Origin of the sequence: Bacteroides sp. (genome assembly GCA_036351255.1) — a bacterium.
Classification (GTDB): domain Bacteria; phylum Bacteroidota; class Bacteroidia; order Bacteroidales; family UBA7960; genus UBA7960.
Genome location: JAZBOS010000028.1, coordinates 1 through 23,629, shown reverse-complemented (window position 1 = coordinate 23,629; position 23,629 = coordinate 1). Strand labels below are relative to the sequence as shown.

Below are 23,629 nucleotides of genomic sequence, written 5' to 3'. Positions count from 1 at the left end.
GCATCCTATGGATACCCAGGAGTTCATCGATTTTATGAAGTTTAAATTTAAGCACAATGTTCTGCGTGCCTACCTGAGGTACAGGAACAGGGTGCTGATAGACCTTGAAAAGGATGCTCTGGTTAAGGTAGCAACCTTCCTATTTAAGGAACTAAATTTTCGCTTTATCATTGCCACTGGCCTTGATAACGTGAAAGATCTTGAAATCACCTATCATTTCAGTAATGACCAAACCGGGCTTGTGGCAAATGTTAGGGTGAGAATCCCCAGAAAGAAACCTGAAGTGGAATCACTCACACCCCTGTTTGTTGCAGCCGACTGGATTGAGCGCGAAATGCACGAATTGCTTGGGATAAATTTTCTGAATCATCCCAATATGCGAAGTTTGCTTTCTGGAGACAACTGGGGTGAAGGAGAATATCCATACAGAAAGCCAATAAGGGAGTAACCATTTTTACTTGGCAGAGCATTGTAAATCCTTTTAATCAGAAAATCTGCATGAAAGAAAAAACAATAATTCCTGTTGGCCCTTACCATCCCCTCCAGGAAGAACCTGAACTTTTCAAATTGTATTGCGATGGTGAAATAGTAACCGATATCGAATGGGAAACCGGTTATAACCATCGGGGTATTGAAAAGATCAACGAATCGAAAACATTTGAGCAGGTCTTTTTTGTGGTGGAACGTATCTGTGGTATTTGTTCTACTTCGCACCCCTATGCTTATGCCAACGCTATGGAAGAGATTGCGCAGGTGAAAGTTCCGGACCGTGCAAAGTATATAAGGACTATTGTTGCCGAACTTGAAAGGATTCATAGCCACCTTTTGTGGGTTGGTTTGGCGGGCCATTTTATTGGTTATAATACTGTTTTTATGTGGGCTTGGAAATACCGAGAGCCAATTCTCGACCTTTTTGAGATTATTACGGGCAACCGAAACAGCTATGCCATGTTCAAAATAGGCGGGGTTAGGAGGGATATTGAGGAGAAAGACTATTCAACCATTCTGAAAATTCTTGATAGGGTGAAACCCAAGGCTGAGATGCTGATGAAAGCAGTTATTGATGATCCGGTCATTCACCTGCGGACCAAGGGTGTCGGAATATTGACCAAGCAAGACATACTTGATTATTGTTCAGTAGGTCCGACAGCCCGCGCTTCAGGAGTTGATATTGACATCAGACGCGATGACCCATATGGGGCATACCCTCTGGTCAATTGGAAGGTTATTGTGGTTCCGGAGGGAGATGTGTTTGCCAAAGCTGTTGTGAGATTTCTGGAGATTTTTGAGTCAATTAGCATAATTGAGCAATGCGTTGAAAAACTCCGGAAGGAATCCCAGAGCCAGATCGATGTGAAGGTGAAGGAGATTCCTGAGGGCAATGGCGCCGGACGGGCAGAAGCTCCTAGGGGCGAGGTTTTTCATTATGTGATCGCGGATGGTTCCAACTCGCCTGCCAGGCACAAGATTCGCGCTCCAAGCTATGTAAATGTGGCCACCTTTAAAAAGTCATGCGTTGGCCAGACAATCACCGATGCCACCCTGGCGTTGGCAGCTGTTGACCCATGCTATTGCTGCACCGAACGAATGGCCCATGTTTATGACTCGCGCACCCGGCAGCGGCTGCTCGATGGGCGCGCCCTCATTCAATTGTCACAGCAACGAACCCAAGCCTTGAAAAAAAATTTGTCTGGAAAAAATACCTGAGGTCATGATGAGAGAGGTATATATTATCATTTTTTTGCCCGCCATTGTGGGAATTATCCTGTATGCCGTGCCAAGGAAATATTTTACTGCCAAAGGAATCGTTGCATCGCTGGTGGCCGCAGTTAGTCTCTATTACTCCTTCAGGCTCTATTCCACGGCCGGCGGTATGATGAACCTGAGTCTTGGACAAAGGTTTTTTCCCCAAGGGAGCCAAATGCATGATCTGCTGGATCAGGCAGAGAGTTTTACCATGCTGAATATCGATAGTCTGGCCAAACTGATTGTGATTTTTGTCGGCTTGTTTACGCTTCTGATCTCGGTTTACTCCATTGGATACCTGCTTCCGCGAATCCGGCCAAGAAGTTTCTTTACCTATATGCTGATCACGGCAGGCTGTTCAAACGGGGCGGTTCTGGCCGATCATATGCTGCTTTTTATCTTCTTCTGGGGCATACTTGGAATAACACTGTACAAATTGATTAAAGGATACAACAGCGTTACCGCGGCGGCGGCTAAGAAAACCTTTATTTTGATCGGGGCTTCTGATGGCATCATGATCCTTGGGCTGGCCATAATCTGGAGGCTGGGATACCCCTTGTCAATTTCAGCCATGAGTGTAAATACAACATCCCTGATTTCGGTCATTGCCTTTGTTTGCCTACTGATCGGAGCTTTTACCAAGGCGGGCGCTTTCCCCTTTCATACCTGGGTGCCCGATTATGCCACCTATGGTTCGGCAAGTTCATCGGCTTACATGCCTGCCTCACTCGACAAGCTGCTGGGCATTTATTTTCTTGCAAGGCTGTTCAATAGCATGTTCATTATCAACGACTGGATAACACTTGCGGTATTGATCATTGGCGTTTCAACCATTATTATTGCCGTAATGATGGCCCTTGCTCAACATGACTATAAGCGTCTGTTGGGCTATCACGCCGTTTCGCAGGTAGGTTATATGGTTACTGGCTTTGCCTTGGGAACACCCCTTGGAGTAGCAGGTGGCTTATTTCATATGTTTAATCATGCCCTTTATAAAAGTGGTCTTTTTTTAGCGGCTGGACATGTGGAGAAATATACCGGGAAGTACAACATTGAAGACCTTGGGGGCTTGTCAAAGGTTATGCCGCTGACATTTTTCTCGGCAATTATTTTTGCTCTTTCAATTTCAGGGATACCCCCTTTAAACGGATTTGCATCCAAATGGCTTATTTACCAAGGTATTGTTGAATTTGGACAAGGAAGTGGATTAGCCAACCAGTTGTGGATTGTTTGGCTGGTTCTGGCCATGTTTGGATCGGCCCTTACCCTTGCAAGTTTTATAAAATTCCTATCTGGGATTTTTATGGGGCCGCTGAATCCTACTTACAAAACTTTGCGCGAGAAAAACTATTTAATGTGTGCTCCACAGTTGCTTCTGGCCGTCATTTGCATTGGCCTTGGGGTATTCGCTTCGGGTTGGATTATCCCTAAGGTAATACAATCAGTCAGTGGCAGTTTCTCCTATATCGGGTTCTGGGAGTCTTCTACCGTTTCGCTGATGGTTCTGATTTCAATTATCCTTGGCTTAATTTTCTACTTGTTGCTTTTTAAAAAGAATATCAGAGTAGAGAAACCTTTTATACTTGGTGAACCAAATGATACCACATCAAGCTTTCACGCAGGCGAGTTCTTCAAAACCATTTTGGATAACAGCTTCCTGAATTCAATGTACAAGGCTGCTGAAAAGAAGTATTTCGACATTTATGAAATTTCCAGGGGAACCGTTCTTGGCATCAGTAAGGCATTGAGATGGCTCCACCTTGGCGTTTTGCCGGTTTACCTGATCTGGATTATTGCCGGTTTACTGGTTATGTTTATCATCTTTTTATAAACCATTTGAAATATGGAAGCGCTTCTTGCCGTATTAATCCTTCTGATGATCGCAGGATCGATTTACACCCTGCATGCGCGTGATTTGCTTTCGGCGGTCATTGCATATGGCATCACGGGTTTCGGGCTTGTGATCTGTTTCCTGCTGCTGAAAGCACCAGACCTGGCCATTGCTCAGATAGTGGTCGAGATCATAACCCTGATTATAATGATTGCCGTGATCAGGATCAGCACCCGCGAAGACCTTACGGAGGGTGCCACCATCAAGGTTGAAGGCGTGCGTTATGTAAATCTTCGTTCGGCGGTTTATTTCGTGACCGGTCTTTTGTTTGTGCTGGGATTTATGTATTACTTCATGAAATCCACTTTAAATCTCGATCCATTTGGAGAGCATTCAGCCCGTATGGGACAGGTTTACATTGAACAGGGAGCTGAGCTTACAGGAAGCGCCAATTTAGTGGCGGGGGTATTGTTCGACTTCAGGGCTTATGATACCTTAGGTGAAGCTACCATTCTGATTACTGCAGTGGTTGGCATTTTAACCGTATTACGTCTTAAAGGGAGGAAATAAGGATAATGACAGGAATGACGAATATTGTAAAGACAGTGACCCGAATCATAGGCGGGGTGGTCTTTCTCTTTGGGCTATACATTGTAACGCATGGGCACCTTTCGCCTGGAGGGGGCTTTGCAGGAGGAACCATTATTGCTGGGGCCTTTATTTTGCTTGTGCTTGCTTATGGCGACAATGTCATGCACCTGAGAAGAATCAAAGAAGAGTCTTCAGCCCTTGAAAACATCGCGATCTTTTGCATCCTGATCATGGCTACCGTTGGGTTTATGCTTGGAGCAAAGGTGTTTTTCAATAACTTTTTGCCCACAGGTGTTGCCGGACAACTGGTAAGCGCTGGCATCATCCCCCTTTTCAACATCCTGATCGGCATTGAAGTAGCTGCAGCACTTTTCACCATCTTTTTGGCATTCGTAATATTTAAGGAGGAAGAGAAATGATCCTTTATTTTTTATGTTTTGTACTTTTTCTGGTGGGTCTTTATGGCGTGATAACGCGCCGTAATGTGATCAAGATTGTGCTGGGGATTTGCATTATGGAATACAGCATTAACCTGTTGTTTGTCCTCATAGGGTATGTGCACGATGGCGTAGCACCGATTATTGTGAAGGGATCAACCGAAACAAATTTTGTCGATCCCTTGCCTCAGGCAATGGTTCTTACGGTAATCGTAATTGGCCTGGCTACGACCGCCATGCTGCTTGCGATTGCAATCAGGGTTTACAGAAAACACGAAACATTCGATATCAGGGAAATAAAAAATTTAAAAGGCTGATCAGATGAGTGCTTTTATCCCATTATTTGTCATTTTGCCGTTGGCCGGGGCGTTTGTCATTCCGGTGTTTACCGGGTACTGGAAAAACATGGGCAAAGTGCTTACTCCAACCCTTATGCTTGTGCTACTGGCGCTTTCTGTTATGTTCTTTTTCCGCGACTCAGCTGTTTTTGTTTATTATGTGGGCGGCTGGGAACTTATCAACGGGGTGCCGGTGGGTATTCAGTTTGTGGTTGACGGACTCAGCGTTTTGATGCTGTCGATCATAAATATGGTGGCATTCTTTGCTTCTTTTTTCTCCATTTCGTACCTGAAGAAATTTACCGGTGATAAATATTTTTACGCACTTTTCTGTCTGATGGTAGCTGGCATGAATGGGGTTGTGATCACAGGTGACTTATTTAACCTGTTCATTTTTCTTGAAATTGCCGTTATTGCAAGCTATGCACTGGTGGCCTTTGGCATTGAACGCGAAGAACTGGAGGCCTCATTCAAATACCAGGTCCTTGGCGGCCTTGCCTCGCTTCTGGTGCTGCTGGGTATTGTTGTTTTGTACTGGAAAACTGGCAGCCTTAATATCGCTGATATTTCCTGGGTGTTGAAACAGGAAGGAAGCAGCCCCTCGTTGCTCTTTATACAGATCCTTTTTATTGCTGGTTTTGGCCTTAAAGCCGCTATGATCCCGTTTCACGCCTGGTTGCCCGATGCGCATTCCTCAGCCCCTGCGCCCATATCGGCTATGCTTTCGGGGGTGCTGATAAAGGCCGTTGGCGTTTATGCCATAATGCGGCTATTTTTCAATATGTTTGAGCTCACTTACGAAATGTCCATGCTGATTCTGGTTATCGGAACCATTTCGATGGTGGGCGGGGTTTTTCTGGCCATTGGGCAGTGGGATTTCAAGCGCTTGTTGGCCTACCACAGCATCAGTCAGATGGGGTATGTCTTCCTTGGCCTGGGCATGGGGATGGTGATCCTTTCGGTAAACGGAAACAAGGCCGTAGCTATTATGGCCATTGCCGGCGGGCTGTATCACATGGTAAACCATGCTGTGTTTAAAAGTCTGCTGTTTCTGAATTCCGGTGCGGTTGAATACAAAACTGGTACTCGCATGCTGAAGGAACTTGGCGGATTGTCAGAGAACATGCCCTTAACCTCTACCAGTTCTTTCGGGGCGTCCATGGCCATTTCAGGAATACCGCCCTTCAACGGATTTTTTAGCAAACTCCTTATTATCATTGCGGCCGTGCAGGGGCAGTTTTACCTGATGGCGGCATTGGCAGTCCTTGTAAGTATTATTACGCTGGCTTCGTTTATGAAAGTGCACCGTTACGCCTTTTCAGGCAATTTCAGGTATAGGGATATGAAGAAATTTGGCGAAGCGCCTTTCAGCATGTTGTTTTCAATGCTTGTAATGGCAGGGCTCTGCCTGCTGCTTAGCCTACTTATCATCCCGGTATTCAGGGATATCTTTCTGACGCCGGCAGTGAATGACCTTATAAATTTGCTTAATTATTCACAACCAATAATAGGGTATTAGCCATGCGGTATCTAGCTCTTTTCATTGTTTTAATGATTATCTGGCTGTTATTTACTTTCAGCCTGGCAGTAAATAACCTTATAGTTGGTGCGGTTTGCGCAGCCATTGCCGCCGCCATTTTCGGAGGGTATTTTCCCAGGGGGTCACGGATGTTTCTTCATCCCCACAGATATTTCTGGGCGGTAATTTACCTTTTCATTTTCCTTTGGGAATGCATTAAGGCCAATTTCGATGTGGCCTACAGGGTGCTGCATCCGGGACTGCCCATTAAACCGGGCATTGTTAAGGTTAAGTTGAACGTGCAAGGTGAGATGGCCCGTACCATGCTGGCAAACTCCATTACCATGACTCCGGGAACCATTACTATTGACATTATTGATGATTACATATATATACACTGGATTTACGTCAGTTCTCGAGGTGCTGAGGTGTACTCAAGAAAAATTTGTGGAAGGTTTGAAAAATATATCAGGAGGATTTTTGAATGAGCCCATTGATAAACTTTTTCCTCTATGCCCTGATTGCCATGTGCTTCATATGCCTTTACAGGGTAATAAAGGGGCCCACTATTGCCGATCGGATGGTTGGAATTGATATCCTTGGTATTCTCGTGGTTGGTATTACTGCCATTATTGCCATGAAAACCAACCGAATGTTTATCCTTGATATCGGGATAGCCTGGATAATACTGAGTTTTATCGGAACGCTAACGCTTGCAAAATATTTAGGGAGGAACAAGCTAAATGAATGAGAATATTAGTCTGGTTTTGATTTCTATTGGCATCCTTTTTGACCTTCTTGGATGCATTGGGCTGCTTAGATTTCCCGATGTGTATAACCGCCTTCAGTCGGCAACAAAATGCGTTACCCTTGGCACCTGGTGCATTTTACTGGGGGTATTTGTAAGGTTTGGGTTTTCCGAAATAGGCTTGAAAGCCTTGATCTCAATTCCCTTACTCTTTCTCGCATCGACCGTGGCCGCGCACTCCCTGGCCAGAGCTGCCTACCATTACGGTTTCCCAATGTGGAAGGGAAGCGTTGTCGATGATTACAAGCAGCAGGTAAAAAAAGAAGGAAAAGTTGAAACAAATATTGAAAAGTCCCCAGGTTTCTAATTGCCCTGGCTTTTTTCAGGTGATTTTGTTTTTCCTCAAAAAATTACTGTCATGAACTATCCTAAGATCAGGGAAATAAAAGAAGCCATTGTGTCGCTGTTTACACCAGCCTTCACAAGTCGTTTCCCTAAAGAACCCCATAGCCCATTTGAAAACTTCAGAGGAAAACCTGTTGTGGACGATTCCAATTGTGTGGGCTGCGAAACCTGCGCCAATGTATGCCCTCCCGGGGCCATAAAGTTTTTTGATGACAAGGAAAAGAAACTTAGGTTGATAACCCGTGATATGGGGCTTTGTATTTTTTGTGGCCAGTGTGAACTTCATTGTATTACCGGTAAGGGAGTAGCTCTTTCTGATAAAATTTTTGACCTTTCCACATTTGATCGCGAACAATTGATCGAAAGACAAGAAAAGGAACTTCTTGTTTGCAAATTTTGCAATGCTGTGATTACTACTCGCGAACATTATAAATACATTCATGATGTCCTGGGTCCGAAAGCATTTTCCAATATTTTGAACCTGAACATGCTAAATGAACGACTTCAACTTGCTGGTAGGGATGATACCGAAGTGGAGGTTTTGGATCACCTGAAAAGGAAAGACATGTTCAACGTTATTTGCCCCAACTGCCTCAGGCAAACCCTGGTAAAGGATCTTATCTGAAATGGACAGAATTAGGAGGCTTCTTTCCAACAAAAACCTGAGGATAGTTTTTGCAGGTATTGGCAATGTCCTCAGAAGCGATGACGGAGCAGGACCAATTATTGCCCAAAAACTAAATAATACTGAAAACCGAATTGTAATTATCCCGGAGGCCGGTATTGAACGCTATATCTCAGCCATCAACCGAGAAAAACCTGATCTCATTGTTTTTTTCGATTGTGTAAATTTTGGCAGGCATCCGGGTTACTGGGAACTTATTCCAATAAATAAAATCGTGGAAACAACCAGTCATAGTCATAATATTTCTTTGCATAAACTTGCAGAATTTTTCTTCGCTGAAACTTGGGTTGTTGGGATCCAGCCAGCAAACATTGAAGTGGGTGAAAAGCTCTCTCCAGAGGTCGAAAAGTCAGCCCAAGAAATTATTTCCCTATTTAATTCTATTTAAACTCAAAGGTTTCTCCTTCCGTTTTTTTCCCCTTATATTTTGCAACAAGTTAAGGTGTTGTAAATCAGTATTTTTAACTGATAATGAAGAAGAATTTATTTAGTTTGATTCTAAATTAGGACTCATAATGAAAATTAATAAAGAAAAAATTATTTAATCAAAAACAACTTACTATATTTGGCGCGAAAATTTTGAAACTCAACCCCAAATAAACAACTAACAAACAATTAAAAGGGAGAAATATGACTAAGATCCAAGAATTCGTAAAGGAGCAGGCCGACGTTTATGGTCGCAGGCGAAATAGCCTGATGCCAATTTTGCAGGCTGTTGTGCAAAAGGAGCGCTTCCTTTCAGAAGAAGCCATGGTGGCCATAGCTACCGAGCTCGATTTGAGCACTGCCGATGTGTTTGGCACAGCATCTTTTTACACTTTCCTCGACACTGTACCGCGTGGGAAGAACATTATCCGCATTTGCAAGACCATTACTTGCCATATGAAAGGAAAGGATGCCATCATTGAAACACTGGAGGACATGCTCAAAATTAAACTTGGTGAAACCACTTCCGATGGAAAATTCAGCCTTTTGCCGGCCAACTGTTTGGGATGGTGCCACAAGGGGCCTGTAATGCTTGTAAATGATGAGGTTTACCCGGAGATTACCCCCGAAAAGGCCGTTGAAGTAGTGCACGAATATCTTAAAAAAACGAAGTAGGCGGCAAAAGGTGAATAACTTTCTAACCAAAAGAAAAACAAATTATTATGGAAAATAAAATCAAAAAAGTAGACCTCATTTTTGAAAAAGTGGACCAGCTGGCCATTTTGGACAAATCCTTCAAGCGCAGCAGCGACGAGATCATTCTGGATGTGATTGATTCAGGCCTCAGAGGCCGGGGCGGAGCTGGATTCCCCACTGGCTTGAAATGGAAGTTTGCCAGAAATGAAGAGTCTGATCAGAAATATGTGATTTGTAATGCTGACGAAGGGGAACCTGGTACCTTCAAGGATCGCGAGATTCTAACACAGGTTCCCGAAAAAGTGCTGGCTGGTATGGCGCTTTGCGGAAAGGCCATCGGTGCAACCGAAGGTTACATTTACCTAAGGGCTGAATATAACTTCTTGCTGCCAATGCTGCATGAAAAAATGCGGGAATTTAACCAGCAAATGAAAGACCGCAATTTCGAGTTCACTGTGTTTGTTCGTTCAGGAAGTGGTGCTTACGTTTGCGGTGAAGAAACCGCGCTAATGGAATCCATGGAAGGGCATCGCGGGGAACCTAGAAATAAGCCTCCTTTCCCAACGCAACGTGGCTATCTTGGCAAACCAACCTCAATTAATAACGTGGAAACCTTGGTGTTTGCCCTGATGATTGCAAACTATGGTCCCCAAACCTTTAAAGAACTAGGTACCTTCGACTCAAGGGGTTCAAAAGTGTTTTCCATTGCTGGTGACACACCAAAGGCTGGCATTTATGAGCTGGAGCTTGGAATGAGTCTTGAAGATTTTGTGAATGAGTTTGGCGATGGGGATACCAAAGCTGTTCAGGTTGGAGGTGCCTCTGGTTTCTGTGTAGCCCGCAAACACTTCAAGGAAACACTCATAGGCTTTGAAGGGATTCCAACGGGAGGCTCCATGATGCTTTTCAATAGCTCGCGTTCGATGTACAATATTTTACATGATTACCTCGAGTTCTTTGAAGAAGAGTCTTGCGGACAGTGCACTCCATGCCGCGTGGGTTGCCAGCAACTCCTTAAAGGAATTGAAGCCGTAAAACGAGGGAATAAGTCCCCGGCTTACCTTGAAACCCTCCAAAAACTGTCTGATACTATGAGGATCGCATCAAAATGTGGCCTTGGACAGTCAGTCGGAAATCCCTTCAATTCGATTATCAATAATTTCCGGGAGGAAATTATCTATTAACCGGCTCAATATTAAATTTTTACAGGAGAAAAAACCATGAGTAAATATAAAGTCAACCTTAAGATTAATAATATTCCCATCTCAGTGGATGAGGGAACGACCATCCTGGAAGCGGCCCGAAAACTGAATTTTAATATTCCAACCCTTTGCCATCATGATGACCTTTGTGTGGCAGGAAACTGTCGGGTTTGCGTTGTTGAGCAGAAAGGTGCCCGGCTGTTGACGGCTTCCTGTGCAACGCCCGTTAGCGAAGGTATGGAGATTTTAACCAACAGCATGAAGGTACGCCAGGCGAGAAAACACATTGTTGAGCTACTGCTCGCCGAGCATAATGCCGACTGCACCAAATGTTTCAAGAATGGAAGCTGCGAACTCCAGGACATTTCTAACGAATACCGTATCGGGACTCATGTTTTCCTTGACCTTGTGAAAGAAAAGGACAAGATCCAGGACATTTCAAGTCCATCAATTGTTAAGGATGACAGCAAATGCATCCGCTGCCAGCGTTGTGTTCGAACTTGCTCACAACTTCAGGCAGTCAGCGCGCTTGCAGTTACCAGAAAGGGTAACCACATGAGGGTGTCAACTTTCCTGGATAAACCTATGAACGATGTGGTTTGTACCAACTGCGGGCAGTGCATTAACCGCTGTCCTACCGCCGCCCTGACCGAACGGTCATATATTGACCAAGTGTTTGATGTGATTTATGACCCCAGCAAATTTGTTGTTGTTCAGACTGCCCCTGCTACCCGGGTTGCCATTGGTGAAGAGTTCGGCCTTGAACCAGGGACCCGTGTAACTGGCAAAATGGTAGCCGCATTACGGAGGCTCGGTTTTGATAAGGTGTTAGACACCGATTTCACTGCTGACCTTACCATAATTGAAGAAGGCAACGAATTGCTTAGCCGCCTTAAGCAAGCTCTTGTGGACGGCAAGGAGGTGGCTCTGCCAATGATGACCAGCTGTTCGCCTGGCTGGATCAAATTCCAGGAGCATCTTTATCCGGAATTTCTTGGCAACCTGTCCACTTGCAAGTCGCCCCAACAAATGTTCGGACCCTTGGCAAAGACCTATTATGCAGAAAAGGTGAACAAGAACCCCGCAGATATGATTGTAGTGTCCATTATGCCATGTACTGCTAAGAAATTTGAGGCTGAAAGGCCCGAAATGCGGGGCAGTGGATACAAGGATGTAGACTTTGTATTAACCACCCGCGAAATGGGTATGATGATCCGTCAGGCTGGTATCGACTTCAACAAGTTACAACCTGAAGGGTATGATAGAATCCTGGGCGAATCTACTGGGGCCGCCGTTATTTTTGGTGCCACTGGTGGTGTGATGGAGGCTGCCCTTCGGTCAGCTTACGAAATCGTTACCGGCCGCGAAGTACCCTTCGGTAACTTAAACATTAAACCTGTTAGGGGGATGGAAGGCGTGAAGGAAGCCGCCATTAAAATCAAAGACGTAAAACCGGAATGGAAATTCCTGGAAGGTGTAGAATTGAAGGTGGCTATTGCCCATGGCCTTGCCAATGCCAAGGTATTGATGGATCGGGTGAAAGAAGGGAAAGCCGACTTCCACTTTATTGAAGTGATGGCTTGCCCGAGTGGTTGTATCGGAGGCGGTGGCCAGCCCATTCCAACCAACATGGAAATCCGCAAAAAACGTGCTTCCGGAATCTATGATGAGGATGAACAAATGGTTATTCGCAAGTCCCATGAGAACCCTGAGGTGATTGAGCTTTATGACAAGTTCCTTCATGAACCCTTGGGGCATCGCTCACACGATCTGCTCCATACGCACTACTACCCACGTAAAAGGCACTAATGCCTTGGTGGTTTGATTCAAGAGGGGTTGCTGCGAGAGTGCCCTGAGGTTGCTTCTGCAGGAATGATGCATCATTTGGCCATTGCTTGGCCTTTAGCAATCATGCCGGTAATTGAAACGCTTAGAAGCTCTTTGGAGCATCCCCTTTTTAAAACCATTTCGGATGATAATCAGGAAAAAATTCCTCTTTGCAAACGGTGCATTTTGATTTTTTTATTAAATTTATTCTTTTAAGGTTTCACAGAAATCCTAAGGAAGAATTTTTCAACAAATACATTAAGAGGAGTTTAACTTATTTAAGGACAATAAATAATCTCTTGAAAAAACGTTGTTGTTAACTTAATCACAATTAAAATTTTTTAATTAATTTAGAATTGTTAATTTTTGTTCATTTTTAATAAAGAAAAATTTACTTAATCATTGCTGGATGCTCGAGGGTTTTAAGAACTTTTCCGGCGAGCTGGAGTTGGAAATCAATCAAATAAATCAAGGAAAGGAACCAAAGGATATGAAACTTCCCAATAAAAATTCGCATAAAGCCTATGGTCAGGCTGTTCCTGAACCTACCCTCCGACGTTTACCGGGTTACCTTAGCTATTTTAAATCGTTAAAGATCAATAATATTGAGTTCGTTTCCAGCAGCCAGATTGCAGCAACTTTTAAGATGGATTCCACGCTGGTTACCAAAGACCTCGCTTATACAGGTGTAAAGGGGCGTACGAAGATCGGCTACAATGTAGATAAACTCATTGAGAATATCATTGCTTTCCTCGATTTCAATACCCAGGAGAATGCTTTTCTGTTTGGGGTGGGTAATTTGGGGAAAGCGCTCATAAATTACGATGGCCTGAAACAATATGGGCTAAGAATAATAGCAGGATTTGACATTAACCCTGAAGTTACCAATACCCAGATTAAGGATGTGAAAGTATATGCCGTGGACGAGTTTCGTGATTTATCACGAAAGATCCCGGCTCGCATTGGTATTATTACTACACCAGATCATCGTGCCCAGGAAACCGCCGATTTGATGGTTGCATGGGGCATCAAGGCCATTTGGAATTTTACCCCACAATCCATCAAAGCTCCCGAAAATATCATTGTTGAGAACACCAGCATATACTCTGACCTGGCTGTTATTCTCAATAAATTGAACCGTTAAACCATCCTGGAACATAGCTAACCATTGACAGCTGCGGTTTTCATTGCTTTAAACCACTGTTAATTAGACTGTTTATAAATTACAGCCTGTTTTATGCAATGGTATACGTCTGGTGGAAAATACCTTTCATTGGATATTTTTTTTTGGTCTTTTGTCTTTTTATTTATAATGTTAATAAATTAACAACTTTCCTTGGTTTTTGATTTATAAGGTGTTAATTTTGCGGTGGATTTTGGTAGCCCCCTGAAAAGCAAAAGGTTGGAGTTCTCCAGAGCTTTTCGGTGGAAATGACCAGATCCTAAAAGAACAATATTTACTGCAGATAAGCGGCTATGAAGATTTCTGAAATAAAGAACCTGATTAATGGCAGGATCATTTGCGGGGAAGACCGGGAAGATTATTCAGTGGAAGTGGCTTTCGCCTCCGACCTGATGAGCGATGTACTTACCCTAAAGGATGATCACGTATTGCTGATTACAGGGCTTAACAATCTGCAGACCATTCGTACCGCTGAAATGTCCGACATTCATTGTATTATCCTGGCACGAAATAAAAAAGCCAGTCAGGAAATGCTAGATCTTGCCAGCGAAAACGGGCAGATCCTGATCGAATGCCGGTATTCTGTTTTTAAAACCTGTGGGCTGTTGTTTCAGGCCGGGGTAAAGCCGATCTTTTAAATCATGAGCATGCATTCCCAGTCCATGCATTTTGAATACAGTATAGAGGGTGGTAACTTCTCGCGCGCAGGTTACGCCTCCAGTGAGATAAAAAAATTGCTTAAGCAACTGAATGTGGACATGGGGATCATTAAACGCACTGTTGTAGCCTGTTACGAAGCCGAGGTGAATGTCGTGGCCCATGCCTATAGCGGGACGATCTATGTTGATCTGAACACCGATTTGATTCGGATCAGGTTGCAGGACGAAGGCCCGGGCATCCCCGATATTGACCAGGCTATGCAGGAAGGCTTCTCGACGGCCAGCAGCAAGGTGCGCGAAATGGGATTCGGCGCGGGAATGGGCCTTCCCAACATTAAAAAGAACGCTGATAAAATGGAAATTTCTAGCGAAGTGGGTAAAGGGACAACGCTCGAGATTACTATGTTTTTGCAATAATTAATGATGGCTGTAAAGTATTTTCACCACGCACTGAAGTTCCGCAAGGAGGTCTGTATAGGCTGCTCCCATTGCATGAACGTGTGTCCAACGCAGGCCATACGGATTCATGGAGGGAAAGCTGAGCTTACCGACAACCGATGCGTCGACTGTGGTAAATGCTATCGTGCCTGCCCGGTGGGTGCCATTATTGTGGAGCAGGATGACTTCAGCCGGATATTCGAATTTGAGCACCGCGTGGCCCTGATCCCTAATGTTTTGATGGGGCAATTTCCCGAGCAGGTATCAATCAACCAGATTCGCAGCGTTTTGCACGAACTTGGGTTTACCCATATTTTTGAAGTGGAGCATGGCACCCGTGTCCTGGAAGGCGCCATGAAACAATATATGGAGCAACACGGCCGGAAGAAACCCCTGATCTCCACCTTCTGTCCGGCTGTTGTTCGCCTGATTCAGGTAAGGTTTCCTGGACTCACCGATAACCTGATCCTGCTCAAGCCACCGCTGGATATCGCAGCCACCTATTTTCGCAAAAAACTTATCGATGAAGGTGCGAAGAGTAAAGAGATTGGAATGTTCTATATTACCCCCTGCGCCGCCAAAATAGCCGCAGTAAAAAGTCCTGTTGGCGATGACACCAGCGACATAGACGGAGTCATCAATATGGACTTCATCTTTAATAAAGTATATACCAGTATGAAGCAAGGTCATAAAGGAAAGAATTTCTGCCAGGTTCCTTCGCTTTACACCTTGCAGCCCGAAGAAATGCTTTGGAGTCTTACCGAAGGTGAATCCTCCAGGATGCCCGGGCGGTCATTGGCTATTGATGAGATCAACAATGTGATTGAATTCCTGGAAAAGATTGAAAATGGCGAAAATGCCGACATCGATTTTCTTGAATTGCGGGCTTGCGACCAAAGCTGTGCAGGAGGCATCCTGACCAGTGGAAACCGTTTTTTCACTGTTGAGCGGTTACGTAATCAGGCCAGGGAGGTGGAAATGGAAAACCTGCCGCATTACCACCAGGAAGTGGATGAATCAATGGAATCTTACCGTGGATTCCTGATGGAAAACATTGGGGTGAAAAAAGTGCTCCCCAGGTCCATGGAAAAGCTGGATGAGGATATGAAGCAAGCCTTGCTTAAAATGCAGATGGTGCGCGATATTATGGCTTTGCTGCCTTCGGTCGATTGCGGCCTTTGTGGCTCACCCACCTGCAATGCCCTGGCCCAGGACATCGCGCAAGGACGTGCTGAAATTACCCATTGCATTTTTATTCAGAAGAAATATGAACAAAAAGACTGGCTGAACAGCAAAGACTCCATGGAGATTTTGAAAGAAATCTGGGGCGAAGAAAAATTTGGCAGCCAGAAAAATTAAAGATATTGGATGATGACGATTTCAGATATTGCACAAAAACTTTCGCTTAAGGTCCTCAGTGGACAGGGTGGGATAAACCGTGAGGTAACCGGTGGTTATGTTTCCGATCTGCTTAGCGATGTGATGGGACATGCGCAGGCAGGACACATCTGGATTACCTTGCAGACCCATAAGAATGTCATGGCTATTGCCTCATTGAAAGACTTGGCCGCCGTGATTCTTGTGAGCAGTCATCAGCCGAATGAAGACACTGCCATGCAGAGCAATGAGGAAGAAATACCTGTGCTGGGAACCGACCTTTCTGCTTTTGAGATCAGCGGGAAGCTCTATGAAATATTGAAGACTTGATAAAATGAACTCGTTCAGGGCCGATTTGCATGTGCATACCGTGTTGTCACCCTGCGGCGACCTCAAAATGAGTCCCGCCGCAATTGTGGAAACGGCAGCCCGCAGGGGGATCGATATCCTGGGCATCACCGACCACAACAGCACCAAACACGGGCCGCTCGTAAGCAAACTGGCCCGCGAAAAGGGAATATTCGTTTTGTGTGGGGCTGAAGTCACTACCCGCGAAGAAGCCCACTGCTTAACGTTCTTTGAAAACTTTGAAACACTTGCTGCCTTTCAGCAATACCTCGACCGACATCTGCCCGACATCAAGAATGACCCCAAATATTTTGGTTACCAGGTGGTTCTTGACGAACAGGAGATGATCGTTGAGGAAGAGGAAAGGCTGTTGATATCGGGTCTGGACCAAGGTCTGGATCAGGTGGAAACGGAAGTGCACCGGTTGGGTGGCCTTTTTATCCCTGCCCACATCGACCGGCCCAGGTACAGCCTCACCAGCCAGCTGGGTTTTGTTCCCCAGGATTTGAAAGCTGATGCCCTCGAGGTATCGCGCTTCACAACGCCGGAGGAGATGATCAGGCAGTTCCCATGGATCGAATCTTATACCTTTATCAGGAGTTCAGATGCACACCATCCTGATACCCTGGGTTCGGGTATCACCATTTTTGACATGGAAAACAGGAACTTCGGTGAAATCCGTAAGGCTCTGCACAAGCAGGACAACCGAAGCACTCGCATTGAAAAACCGGGGATATGAAGGACCTGTCGCTCCACATACTTGATATTGCCCAGAACAGCATTCGTGCCGGTGCCAGTAATATCAGCATCAGTATCACGGAGTCTGGCCATGCAGGCACTCTGGTGATAGAAGTGACCGATGATGGCAGTGGTATGCCGCAGGAAGTGCTGGAACGGGTTACCGATCCCTTCTACACTTCGCGCACCACCCGAAAGGTAGGTCTGGGCATTCCGCTGTTCAAACAAAATGCAGAAGCCACAGGGGGAAGCTTGCAGATCCGTTCCGAGCAGGGCAGGGGCACAAGCCTGACAGCCACCTTCGGACTGGATCATATCGACCGGCCGCCCCTTGGTGATGTGGCAGGGGTGATGGTGATGCTTGCCGGGGCAAACCCTGAAATACGGTTTATTTACCGCCACAGGGTGGAAGAGAATGAATTTGTACTGGATACGGCCGATATCGCCGAGGCTCTCGATGGCTTGCCTGTCAATGATCCGCAGGTGATGCGGTTTTTGAAAGAAATGATCAATGAAAACCTGGAAGCCCTCAGGGCTCCGAAAAGTTGAACCCGAATAGAAAGAAATATTTTTTCAACCTTTAACAATTGGGAGATTAAAAAAATGACAAAGATTAAATCACTGGCTGATTTGAAAAAGATGAAGGCCGACCTTCAGTCGCAAATCGCCTTAAGAGAAAAAAGCGACAATCCTGAAGGCCGGGTGCAGGTCAGGGTAGCCATGGCTACCTGCGGCATTGCTTCCGGAGCCAAGGAAGTGATGGAGTTCCTCATCGACGAGCTCGAAAAGCGTAACATCGACGCCATCGTATCTCAAACGGGCTGCATGGGCTATTGCTATGCCGAACCCACCGTTGAAGTGACCCTTCCAAATCAGGACCCCGTGGTTTTTGGATATGTTGACAAGAAAAAAGCTGATGATATCATTGAAAAATATATCAAGACCGGCGAACTGCTCGAGGGAATTATTCCGGTGAATTACGAAAAAATTGACTAACATAAAAGGAGGAAAACAGTAATGGCGAAATTCAAAATGCATATGCTGGTGTGCGGTGGCACGGGTTGCCGGGCTTCATCCAGCGACATGCTTTATAAGAATTTAAAAAAGGAAGTTCAGGAGAAAGGCCTGGAAAACGAAGTACAGGTGGTTACTACCGGATGCTTTGGTTTTTGTGAGCAGGGCCCCATCGTCAAGATGATCCCCGACAACACCTTCTATGTTGGCGTGAAGCCTGAAGATGCTATTGAGATTGTGGCTGAACATGCCATCAAGGGGCGTAAGGTGAACCGCCTGCTTTACAAAGACCCTGTAAAAAAGGAACAGATCCCCGACTCAAAGCATATGGGCTTTTACAAGAAGCAGATCCGTATTGCTTTGCGTAACTGTGGTTTGATCGATCCTGAGAACATCAGCGAATACCTTGCCCTCGATGGTTACGAAGCCCTCGGTAAGGTGCTGATGGAGATGACTCCCGAAGAGGCCATCCAGGAAGTAATAGACTCCGGTCTGCGCGGACGTGGCGGCGGTGGATTTCCCACAGGTGTCAAGTGGAAGATCGCGCACGATGTCAAGGGCGAACAAAAGTATGTGGTTTGTAATGCCGATGAGGGCGACCCCGGTGCATTTATGGACCGTTCCATCCTCGAGGGTGACCCTCACAGCGTATTGGAAGCCATGACCATCAACGGATACTGCATTGGCGCTACCAAAGGCCTGATCTATATTCGTGCTGAATATCCCCTGGCCATCAAACGGCTTAAGATCGCCATCGAGCAGGCAAGGGAATACGGCCTGTTGGGCGAAGACATCATGGGCAGCGGCTTCAACTTCGATATCGAACTGCGTTATGGTGCAGGTGCTTTTGTCTGCGGTGAAGAAACGGCCCTCATCCATTCCATGGAAGGCGAGCGCGGGGAGCCTACCTTTAAACCCCCCTTCCCGGCACAAAGCGGATATTTGGGCATGCCTACCAACGTGAACAACGTGGAGACCTATGCCAATATCCCCGTCATTATTAATAAAGGCGCCAAGTGGTTTTCCTCCATTGGCACCGAGAAGTCAAAAGGGACCAAAGTGTTTGCCCTGGCCGGCAAGATCAACAACGTGGGCCTCATTGAAGTGCCTATGGGTATTACCCTGCGCGAAGTGATCTTTGAGATCGGCGGCGGCATCAAAGGCGGCAAGAAGTTTAAAGCCGTGCAGACCGGTGGACCCTCCGGTGGATGCCTTACCGAGAAACATCTCGACACACCGATCGACTACGATAACCTGCTTGCTTCCGGCTCTATGATGGGCTCAGGTGGCATGATTGTGATGGATGAAGACGACTGCATGGTGTCGGTGGCCAAGTTTTACCTCGATTTTACCGTGGAAGAATCCTGCGGAAAGTGCTCTCCCTGCCGCATTGGAAACAAGCGCTTGTATGAGATTCTGGATAAAATAACAAAAGGGCAGGGGACCATGGAAGACCTCGATAAGCTGCGCAACCTTAGCCAGGTCATCAAGGACACTTCTCTTTGTGGTCTTGGACAGACTTCTCCCAACCCGGTGCTCTCAACGCTCGATAATTTCTATGATGAATACCTGGCACACGTTACAGAACAGAAGTGTTTCGCAGGTCAGTGCAAGGATCTCATTCGTTACGAGATCATCCCGGAAAACTGCGTTGGCTGTACCGCCTGTGCCCGCAACTGCCCCGTGAACTGCATCGCGGGCGAAAGAAAACAGGTGCACCTTATCGACCAGTCGCTCTGTATCAAGTGCGGTGCCTGTATGGAGAAATGTAAGTTTAATGCGGTAACAATCATTTAAAAGAAGGACTCAAGAATATGGAACTGATTAAATTAACCATAGATAACAGAACGGTCGAAGTTGAGAAGGGTACCACCATCTTCCACGCTGCCAAGAAACTGGGCATCGAGATACCGACCCTTTGCTATATGAACCTGGGCGACCTGAACATTGAACACAAACCCGGCGGTTGCCGTGTATGTGTGGTGGAAGTAGAAGGCCGCCGCAATCTGGCGCCCTCCTGTGCCACAGAATGCGCCGAAGGATTGGTCGTGAAGACCAACAGCATGCGCGTGCTCAACTCAAGGCGCACGGTGCTTGAGCTCATCCTCAGCGACCACCCCTTCGACTGCCTCATTTGTGCCAAGAGTGGCAACTGTGACCTGCAGGATCTGGCCATCAAAATGGGGGTAAGAAACATTCCATACCAGGGCGAGAAATCGACTTATAAGCCCGACTTCTCCCCGGCCATCATTCGCGAAATGGATAAGTGTATCATGTGCCGCCGCTGCGAAACGATGTGCAACGACTTCCAGACCGTGGGCGTGCTTTCGGGTATCAACAGGGGATTTGAAGCCGTGGTGGCTCCCGCTTTCGAGCGCGACCTCGACCACAGCGAATGTACCTATTGCGGACAGTGTGTGGCCGTTTGCCCCACCGGCGCCCTCACCGAGGTCGACCATACCCCGCAGGTAATCCGTGCTCTGGCTGATCCCGCCAAGACCGTCGTGGTTCAAACCGCTCCTGCAGTGCGCGCCGCACTGGGTGAAGCGTTTGGCCTTGAGCCCGGCACCCTCGTGACCGGTAAACTGGCCGCTGCCCTGCGCCGTCTCGGCTTCGACTATGTCTTCGATACCGACTTTGCTGCCGACCTCACCATTATGGAAGAAGGCTCAGAGCTGCTCGACCGCCTCGGGAGATTCCTTAATGGCGACAAGAGCGTGAAGCTACCCATGCTGACCTCCTGCTGCCCCGGTTGGGTGAACTTCTTTGAACACAACTTTTCCGATTTACTTGACGTACCCTCAACGGCCCGCTCCCCGCAGCAGATGTTCGGATCTATTGCCAAATCCTATTTTGCTGAGAAGATCAAGATCGACCGCAAGAACATGATTGTGGTTTCCATCATGCCCTGCGTCGCCAAAAAATTCGAGTGCACCCGCGAAGAGTTTAAGGTAGATGGCAACCCCGATGTGGATTATTCCATCTCAACCCGTGAGCTGGCAGCCCTCATCAAGGGTGCCAACATCGACTTCAACAGCCTGCCCGATGAAAATTTTGACAACCCCATGGGTGAATCTACCGGAGCCAGTGTCATTTTCGGGGTGACCGGTGGCGTGATTGAAGCCGCCGTTCGTACCGCTTACGAATTGCATACAAAGAAAACCCTCGAAAAGGTGGACTTCAAACAACTGCGTGGCATGGAAGGCATTCGTGCCGCAAGTGTCGACTTCGACGGAGTGGAGATCAAGATCGGTATCGCTCACGGGCTGGGTAACGCCCGCAAACTGCTTGAAGACGTACGTGCTGGTAAGAGCGAATTTCACGCCATCGAGATCATGGCCTGCCCCGGCGGATGTATCGGTGGAGGCGGTCAGCCCTTGCACCACGGCAACTCAGCCATCCTAAAAGCCCGTTCGAAGGCCATTTATGCCGAAGACGAGCTGAAAGTGCTGCGCAAGAGCCATGAAAACCCCTACATCATCAAACTGTATGAGGAATACCTGGGTAAGCCCCTCAGCGAGAAGGCGCATCATTTACTGCATACCCATTATTTTGCAAAGCAAACCACTCATATTGACATTGACTAAGCCCCCGGCTTTTTTTCAGTCTTCATTGGTAACAAAAAAAATCACAGATAATGACTTCCGTAAAATTAAAACTCAAAGAAAAGGACGTGCAAAAGATCCATGAGATCTGCAAGTCGTTTAACAACGAGGCCGGCGAACTGATCAATGTTTTGCACAAGTCCCAGGAGTATTTCGGTTACCTGCCTGCCGAGGTGCAGGAAGAGGTGGCCTTAGGCTTGAATATCCCTGTGGCGAAAGTGTATGGCGTGGTGACCTTTTATTCATTCTTCACCATGCTGCCCAAGGGCCGCTATCCCATCAGCATCTGCACCGGCACGGCTTGTTACGTGCGTGGTGCTGAAAAAGTGCTTGACGAATTCAAGCGCATCCTGAAAGTTTCCGTGGGTGAAACCACGCCCGACGGAAAATTCTCCATCACCTGCCTGCGCTGTGTAGGTGCCTGCGGATTGGCACCCGTGGTCATGGTCGGCGACAAGACTTATGGTCGCGTAACTACCGACGGGGTGAAGGATATCCTCAAAGAATATGAGAACGAGTAATCGAACCATATTTCTTTCCATTAATCAAAAAGGGGCTGACTTTCCAGGCAGCCCCTTTCTTTTTGATAAAATTGGACCAAGGGACAAGGGCTATTTGTTACGAACATCAAAAAGAGGCATAAAAAAAACCCAGAAATATTCTCAATAAATGAATCAGAGAAGAAAAAACCTTAACGATCTGATGATTTGTTTAATATAGTTATCCCCAGTCCAATGTTTATATGGGGTGGCTCTGATGGTTGCCAACCTAAAAAACTATTTATGAATTTGTAATTAATTAATAATCCAAAGTCAGGTTTGAGGTTTGTCTCCGATTCAGTCCTTGTTGGGTAGGTTGCAATAAATTTCTCATTTTCAATCCCTATCTGAGCATACAATCGGAAATCCTCGCTCTTAAATAACCGAAGATTTAACCCAGCTAAAAATGCTTTCCCTTCATCGTCATATTCCACGAAATCCTTGTGATACTCTTTAAACCATAAATAGCCAAGGTAAAAACCTAATTTCTTCTTTGATAAATAACCCAATCGGATCGACCCTCCGGTATCCACTTTTTCGCATTCCTCGCATTTCGAAAAGTTTGTAATATATCCCAGGTTGAAATACGACCTGGAATATTCCTGGCTCTGACAAAGCAGGGGAATAAGAAGAAAGATAACAAAAACCGGAAAAGAACTTGTTGAACTTTTCATACCTTTTTGTTTTTGCGTTAATAACAAGAAAGTTACAAAATAATTGAACAAAAAAAATGCATCCGATATTTTTTTAGGACCCGTTTTTTCGTTTGGATTTGGACTTATTTGAAATTATCGAATAACATTAATTTATTGTCCAAAAACATCTTTTGAATTTCAAAAAATGTGAAACTCAAAGTCAGACTGAATAAAATTTCTTCTGGCCCCCAAAACCCTCGGGATCGGATTGGCCGATTAATTATCATACTTCTTTCAACAAAAAGCCATTTTAAATTTAAAGGCCATTAGCCTTTAAAAGATTATAGTTAAGTCTATTAAACTCCCTTCAATGAGAAGGCTTTTTTCAAAATGGCTGCTGAGAATGAGAAAAAATGAAATTTGGAATTTTTCTTTGCCTCAAACTCTTTAAAATAATGGGTATACCGAATCAGGGATGGATTTTACTGCCTGGAAAGGATATGCAATGGGGGCGTAAATGGAAAGGGTATTCTCACCGTCCAGCAAACCAATGGTTGAGAAGGGGGCGGCAATGTTTTACAGCCCCTTTAATAATGAAAAGCCGTTAAGGGCTTTTCGCAAAAAAAATCCTTTTTACTCTTT

27 protein-coding genes are annotated in these 23,629 nt (G+C 45.8%); 26 read left to right on the top strand and 1 reads right to left on the bottom strand.

Translation table 11 applies throughout. The features are described 5' to 3' along the window. The first annotated feature begins 7 nt into the window (after nt 1-7). The 26 genes from V2I46_02565 (at nt 8) to V2I46_02440 (ending at nt 22,334) form a co-directional block, all read left to right on the top strand. Complete coding sequence (locus V2I46_02565; GenBank protein MEE4176372.1) at nt 8-448, top strand: NADH-quinone oxidoreductase subunit C; 441 nt, start codon at nt 8-10, stop codon at nt 446-448. Nucleotides 449-498: 50 nt separating this feature from the next. Then, on the top strand, nt 499-1,707 hold the full coding sequence (locus tag V2I46_02560) for a nickel-dependent hydrogenase large subunit (GenBank protein MEE4176371.1): 1,209 nt from the start codon (nt 499-501) through the stop codon (nt 1,705-1,707). A gap of 4 nt (nt 1,708-1,711) precedes the next feature. Next, nucleotides 1,712-3,577 (top strand): proton-conducting transporter membrane subunit, encoded by a 1,866-nt coding sequence (locus V2I46_02555; protein MEE4176370.1) that lies wholly within the window; start codon nt 1,712-1,714, stop codon nt 3,575-3,577. 12 nt (nt 3,578-3,589) lie between these two features. Further along, nucleotides 3,590-4,147 (top strand): hydrogen gas-evolving membrane-bound hydrogenase subunit E, encoded by a 558-nt coding sequence (gene mbhE, locus V2I46_02550; protein ID MEE4176369.1) that lies wholly within the window; start codon nt 3,590-3,592, stop codon nt 4,145-4,147. Between the two features lie 14 nt (nt 4,148-4,161). Further along, on the top strand, nt 4,162-4,587 hold the full coding sequence (locus tag V2I46_02545) for an MnhB domain-containing protein (protein MEE4176368.1): 426 nt from the start codon (nt 4,162-4,164) through the stop codon (nt 4,585-4,587). Next, entirely contained in the window at nt 4,584-4,922 is a 339-nt protein-coding gene (locus tag V2I46_02540; GenBank protein MEE4176367.1) for a sodium:proton antiporter, read from the top strand. The genes V2I46_02545 and V2I46_02540 overlap by 4 nt, the downstream gene beginning before the upstream one ends. A 4-nt stretch (nt 4,923-4,926) precedes the next feature. Next, the gene (locus V2I46_02535; GenBank protein ID MEE4176366.1) at nt 4,927-6,462 is read left to right on the top strand and encodes a proton-conducting transporter membrane subunit; all 1,536 of its coding nucleotides are present in this window, start codon (nt 4,927-4,929) and stop codon (nt 6,460-6,462) included. Nucleotides 6,463-6,464: 2 nt separating this feature from the next. Next, nucleotides 6,465-6,950: a Na+/H+ antiporter subunit E gene (locus tag V2I46_02530; GenBank protein ID MEE4176365.1), complete on the top strand. Its 486-nt coding sequence runs from the start codon at nt 6,465-6,467 to the stop codon at nt 6,948-6,950. Further along, nucleotides 6,947-7,213: a monovalent cation/H+ antiporter complex subunit F gene (locus tag V2I46_02525; protein MEE4176364.1), complete on the top strand. Its 267-nt coding sequence runs from the start codon at nt 6,947-6,949 to the stop codon at nt 7,211-7,213. Before V2I46_02530 ends, V2I46_02525 begins: the two co-directional genes overlap by 4 nt. Continuing rightward, nucleotides 7,206-7,577 carry a monovalent cation/H(+) antiporter subunit G gene (mnhG, locus tag V2I46_02520; protein ID MEE4176363.1) on the top strand — a complete coding sequence of 124 codons (372 nt, stop codon included), beginning with the start codon at nt 7,206-7,208 and terminating at the stop codon, nt 7,575-7,577. Before V2I46_02525 ends, mnhG begins: the two co-directional genes overlap by 8 nt. Nucleotides 7,578-7,628: 51 nt before the next feature. Beyond that, complete coding sequence (locus V2I46_02515) at nt 7,629-8,240, top strand: 4Fe-4S dicluster domain-containing protein (protein MEE4176362.1); 612 nt, start codon at nt 7,629-7,631, stop codon at nt 8,238-8,240. Between the two features lies 1 nt (nt 8,241). After that, complete coding sequence (locus V2I46_02510) at nt 8,242-8,688, top strand: hydrogenase maturation protease (GenBank protein MEE4176361.1); 447 nt, start codon at nt 8,242-8,244, stop codon at nt 8,686-8,688. A gap of 242 nt (nt 8,689-8,930) precedes the next feature. Beyond that, entirely contained in the window at nt 8,931-9,401 is a 471-nt protein-coding gene (gene nuoE, locus V2I46_02505; GenBank protein MEE4176360.1) for an NADH-quinone oxidoreductase subunit NuoE, read from the top strand. Between the two features lie 47 nt (nt 9,402-9,448). Further along, nucleotides 9,449-10,606 carry an NADH-ubiquinone oxidoreductase-F iron-sulfur binding region domain-containing protein gene (locus tag V2I46_02500; GenBank protein ID MEE4176359.1) on the top strand — a complete coding sequence of 386 codons (1,158 nt, stop codon included), beginning with the start codon at nt 9,449-9,451 and terminating at the stop codon, nt 10,604-10,606. Between the two features lie 36 nt (nt 10,607-10,642). After that, on the top strand, nt 10,643-12,433 hold the full coding sequence (locus V2I46_02495; protein MEE4176358.1) for an NADH-dependent [FeFe] hydrogenase, group A6: 1,791 nt from the start codon (nt 10,643-10,645) through the stop codon (nt 12,431-12,433). Nucleotides 12,434-12,860: 427 nt separating this feature from the next. Continuing rightward, a complete protein-coding gene (locus V2I46_02490; GenBank protein ID MEE4176357.1) occupies nt 12,861-13,595 on the top strand; it encodes a redox-sensing transcriptional repressor Rex in 735 nt (244 codons plus the stop codon). Nucleotides 13,596-13,927: 332 nt separating this feature from the next. Next, nucleotides 13,928-14,272, top strand: a complete 345-nt coding sequence (locus V2I46_02485; GenBank protein MEE4176356.1) for a DRTGG domain-containing protein — start codon at nt 13,928-13,930, stop codon at nt 14,270-14,272. A gap of 24 nt (nt 14,273-14,296) precedes the next feature. After that, a complete protein-coding gene (locus V2I46_02480) occupies nt 14,297-14,710 on the top strand; it encodes an ATP-binding protein (protein MEE4176355.1) in 414 nt (137 codons plus the stop codon). Between the two features lie 3 nt (nt 14,711-14,713). After that, complete coding sequence (locus V2I46_02475) at nt 14,714-16,090, top strand: [Fe-Fe] hydrogenase large subunit C-terminal domain-containing protein (protein ID MEE4176354.1); 1,377 nt, start codon at nt 14,714-14,716, stop codon at nt 16,088-16,090. A gap of 9 nt (nt 16,091-16,099) precedes the next feature. Then, nucleotides 16,100-16,438, top strand: coding sequence for a serine kinase (locus tag V2I46_02470; GenBank protein MEE4176353.1), 339 nt, complete (start codon nt 16,100-16,102; stop codon nt 16,436-16,438). A 4-nt stretch (nt 16,439-16,442) separates the two neighbouring features. After that, complete coding sequence (locus tag V2I46_02465) at nt 16,443-17,195, top strand: PHP domain-containing protein (GenBank protein MEE4176352.1); 753 nt, start codon at nt 16,443-16,445, stop codon at nt 17,193-17,195. After that, complete coding sequence (locus V2I46_02460; GenBank protein ID MEE4176351.1) at nt 17,192-17,743, top strand: ATP-binding protein; 552 nt, start codon at nt 17,192-17,194, stop codon at nt 17,741-17,743. The genes V2I46_02465 and V2I46_02460 overlap by 4 nt, the downstream gene beginning before the upstream one ends. 54 nt (nt 17,744-17,797) lie before the next feature. Next, on the top strand, nt 17,798-18,190 hold the full coding sequence (locus V2I46_02455) for a (2Fe-2S) ferredoxin domain-containing protein (GenBank protein MEE4176350.1): 393 nt from the start codon (nt 17,798-17,800) through the stop codon (nt 18,188-18,190). A gap of 21 nt (nt 18,191-18,211) precedes the next feature. After that, on the top strand, nt 18,212-20,005 hold the full coding sequence (locus V2I46_02450) for an NADH-ubiquinone oxidoreductase-F iron-sulfur binding region domain-containing protein (protein ID MEE4176349.1): 1,794 nt from the start codon (nt 18,212-18,214) through the stop codon (nt 20,003-20,005). A 17-nt stretch (nt 20,006-20,022) separates the two neighbouring features. Next, nucleotides 20,023-21,795, top strand: a complete 1,773-nt coding sequence (locus tag V2I46_02445) for an NADH-dependent [FeFe] hydrogenase, group A6 (protein MEE4176348.1) — start codon at nt 20,023-20,025, stop codon at nt 21,793-21,795. Nucleotides 21,796-21,845: 50 nt separating this feature from the next. Further along, nucleotides 21,846-22,334 (top strand): NAD(P)H-dependent oxidoreductase subunit E, encoded by a 489-nt coding sequence (locus tag V2I46_02440; GenBank protein ID MEE4176347.1) that lies wholly within the window; start codon nt 21,846-21,848, stop codon nt 22,332-22,334. Nucleotides 22,335-22,504: 170 nt separating this feature from the next. On the opposite strand, the gene V2I46_02435 is transcribed toward V2I46_02440, so the two are convergent. After that, complete coding sequence (locus V2I46_02435) at nt 22,505-23,026, bottom strand: outer membrane beta-barrel protein (protein MEE4176346.1); 522 nt, start codon at nt 23,024-23,026, stop codon at nt 22,505-22,507. Nucleotides 23,027-23,629: the final 603 nt, after the last annotated feature.

Coding starts and splice junctions, on each gene's coding strand:
- V2I46_02565 (MEE4176372.1), top strand. CDS start 8: ATGGATACCCAGGAGTTCATCGATTTTATGAAGTTTAAATTTAAGCAC.
- V2I46_02560 (MEE4176371.1), top strand. CDS start 499: ATGAAAGAAAAAACAATAATTCCTGTTGGCCCTTACCATCCCCTCCAG.
- V2I46_02555 (MEE4176370.1), top strand. CDS start 1,712: ATGATGAGAGAGGTATATATTATCATTTTTTTGCCCGCCATTGTGGGA.
- mbhE (MEE4176369.1), top strand. CDS start 3,590: ATGGAAGCGCTTCTTGCCGTATTAATCCTTCTGATGATCGCAGGATCG.
- V2I46_02545 (MEE4176368.1), top strand. CDS start 4,162: ATGACGAATATTGTAAAGACAGTGACCCGAATCATAGGCGGGGTGGTC.
- V2I46_02540 (MEE4176367.1), top strand. CDS start 4,584: ATGATCCTTTATTTTTTATGTTTTGTACTTTTTCTGGTGGGTCTTTAT.
- V2I46_02535 (MEE4176366.1), top strand. CDS start 4,927: ATGAGTGCTTTTATCCCATTATTTGTCATTTTGCCGTTGGCCGGGGCG.
- V2I46_02530 (MEE4176365.1), top strand. CDS start 6,465: ATGCGGTATCTAGCTCTTTTCATTGTTTTAATGATTATCTGGCTGTTA.
- V2I46_02525 (MEE4176364.1), top strand. CDS start 6,947: ATGAGCCCATTGATAAACTTTTTCCTCTATGCCCTGATTGCCATGTGC.
- mnhG (MEE4176363.1), top strand. CDS start 7,206: ATGAATGAGAATATTAGTCTGGTTTTGATTTCTATTGGCATCCTTTTT.
- V2I46_02515 (MEE4176362.1), top strand. CDS start 7,629: ATGAACTATCCTAAGATCAGGGAAATAAAAGAAGCCATTGTGTCGCTG.
- V2I46_02510 (MEE4176361.1), top strand. CDS start 8,242: ATGGACAGAATTAGGAGGCTTCTTTCCAACAAAAACCTGAGGATAGTT.
- nuoE (MEE4176360.1), top strand. CDS start 8,931: ATGACTAAGATCCAAGAATTCGTAAAGGAGCAGGCCGACGTTTATGGT.
- V2I46_02500 (MEE4176359.1), top strand. CDS start 9,449: ATGGAAAATAAAATCAAAAAAGTAGACCTCATTTTTGAAAAAGTGGAC.
- V2I46_02495 (MEE4176358.1), top strand. CDS start 10,643: ATGAGTAAATATAAAGTCAACCTTAAGATTAATAATATTCCCATCTCA.
- V2I46_02490 (MEE4176357.1), top strand. CDS start 12,861: ATGCTCGAGGGTTTTAAGAACTTTTCCGGCGAGCTGGAGTTGGAAATC.
- V2I46_02485 (MEE4176356.1), top strand. CDS start 13,928: ATGAAGATTTCTGAAATAAAGAACCTGATTAATGGCAGGATCATTTGC.
- V2I46_02480 (MEE4176355.1), top strand. CDS start 14,297: ATGCATTTTGAATACAGTATAGAGGGTGGTAACTTCTCGCGCGCAGGT.
- V2I46_02475 (MEE4176354.1), top strand. CDS start 14,714: ATGATGGCTGTAAAGTATTTTCACCACGCACTGAAGTTCCGCAAGGAG.
- V2I46_02470 (MEE4176353.1), top strand. CDS start 16,100: ATGATGACGATTTCAGATATTGCACAAAAACTTTCGCTTAAGGTCCTC.
- V2I46_02465 (MEE4176352.1), top strand. CDS start 16,443: ATGAACTCGTTCAGGGCCGATTTGCATGTGCATACCGTGTTGTCACCC.
- V2I46_02460 (MEE4176351.1), top strand. CDS start 17,192: ATGAAGGACCTGTCGCTCCACATACTTGATATTGCCCAGAACAGCATT.
- V2I46_02455 (MEE4176350.1), top strand. CDS start 17,798: ATGACAAAGATTAAATCACTGGCTGATTTGAAAAAGATGAAGGCCGAC.
- V2I46_02450 (MEE4176349.1), top strand. CDS start 18,212: ATGGCGAAATTCAAAATGCATATGCTGGTGTGCGGTGGCACGGGTTGC.
- V2I46_02445 (MEE4176348.1), top strand. CDS start 20,023: ATGGAACTGATTAAATTAACCATAGATAACAGAACGGTCGAAGTTGAG.
- V2I46_02440 (MEE4176347.1), top strand. CDS start 21,846: ATGACTTCCGTAAAATTAAAACTCAAAGAAAAGGACGTGCAAAAGATC.
- V2I46_02435 (MEE4176346.1), bottom strand. CDS start 23,026: ATGAAAAGTTCAACAAGTTCTTTTCCGGTTTTTGTTATCTTTCTTCTT.